The 1,568-nt window shown below is 57.3% G+C and carries 2 protein-coding genes; one reads left to right on the top strand and one right to left on the bottom strand.

Annotated elements, in window-relative coordinates; all coding sequences use genetic code 11:
* Positions 1-252 (top strand): sugar ABC transporter substrate-binding protein (locus ACR0P9_RS12360; RefSeq protein WP_432620585.1); only part of this gene is annotated, 252 nt, incomplete at its 5' end.
* Positions 253-400: 148 nt separating this feature from the next.
* Here the strand turns inward: ACR0P9_RS12360 and ACR0P9_RS12355 are convergent.
* Positions 401-1,568, bottom strand: a 1,168-nt coding sequence (locus ACR0P9_RS12355) for a PFL family protein (RefSeq protein ID WP_432620583.1), incomplete at its 5' end; no start/stop codon positions are given.

The raw sequence follows: 1,568 nt of genomic DNA, 5'->3' as shown, positions 1-1,568 counted from the left end.
GATATTCACATCGTGTCGTTTGACGGCATGATTGATGCCTCCGAGCTGGTGCGCGTCGGAGAAATTGACGCGGTATTTGCGCAAGACCCCTTTGAGATGGGAAAACAGTGCATTGATTATGCGGTGAAGCTGTGCAACGGAGAATCAGACGGAGAATCCGTGCATACAGATGTGGAGCTGATTACATCGGATAATGCGGAAGCGCATATTGAGCAGTTGCAGCGCGAGCTTGACCACTGGGACGGAAAGTAAAAACCAGCTGTTTGGATGACGGAGAATCATCTAACAGCTGGTTTTTTGTTTTACTTTTTCTTTTTGCGTCCCAACAGTCCAAGCAGTCCCATCGTGCCGATCATGCCGCAGGCAAAACCGGCGCGGAACCGCCGAAAGAGGCGGCGCATCAGTTTTTCAGTGAGTGCATCGGAGCCGGAATGCGTCCGCCGCGGTGAATAAACCGCGCAGAAGAGAACGGATGCACTTCCATAACCGGTGCCGAGCCGAGCAGACCGCCGAATTCCAAGTCCTCACCGACCTTCTTGCCGATGGCCGGGATGACGCGAACGGCGGTGGTCTTGTTGTTGACGACACCGATAGCAGCTTCGTCTGCGATGATAGCGGAAATTGTCTCCGCAGAGGTGTCGCCCGGAATGGCAATCATATCCAGACCGACGGAGCAAACAGCGGTCATGGCTTCCAGCTTGTCCAGATGCAGGCTGCCTTCGTTGACCGCGTGAATCATGCCTTCGTCCTCCGATACCGGAATGAACGCACCGGACAGACCGCCGACAGCAGCAGATGCCATGACGCCGCCCTTCTTGACCGCGTCGTTGAGCATGGCGAGAATCGCCGTCGTGCCGTGCGTGCCGCAGCACTCCAGGCCGACCTCTTCCAGAATGCGGGCAACCGAGTCACCGACTGCCGGTGTCGGAGCCAGAGACAGGTCAACAATGCCGAACGGAACGTTCAGGCGCTCGGACGCAATGGAACCAACGAGCTGACCCATACGGGTAATCTTAAAGGCAGTTTTCTTGATAATGTCTGCGATTTCGTTCATCGAGCAATCCTCACCGGCGCGCTGGATAGCCGAATGCACAACGCCCGGGCCGGATACGCCGACGTTGAGCACGCAGTCCGCCTCACCGACACCGTGGAATGCACCTGCCATAAACGGATTGTCCTCTACCGCATTGGCAAAGACAACCAGCTTGCCTGCGCCGATGCACTGGCGGTCAGCGGTCAGCTCTGCGGTCTGGCGGATGACCTCACCCATCATGCGGATCGCGTCCAGATTTGTGCCCGCCTTGGTCGAAGCGACGTTGACCGAAGAACATACCAGATCTGTCGTTGCCAGGGCTTCCGGAATCGAACGAATCAGGATTTCATCGCCCTTGGCAAAGCCCTTCTGGACGAGAGCGGAGAAGCCGCCGACAAAGTTGACGCCGCAGGCAGCAGCGGCGCGATCCAGCGTCTGTGCGAGCGGGACATACGAAGTCGCGTCTGTTGCCGCGCCGATCATTGCCATCGGGGTGACGGAAATACGCTTGTGGATAATCGGAATGCCCAGTTCG

It is taken from the genome of Butyricicoccus sp. (genome assembly GCF_050872565.1).
Lineage (GTDB): Bacteria > Bacillota > Clostridia > Oscillospirales > Butyricicoccaceae > Butyricicoccus_A.
This window is presented reverse-complemented; position numbering and strand designations above follow the sequence as displayed.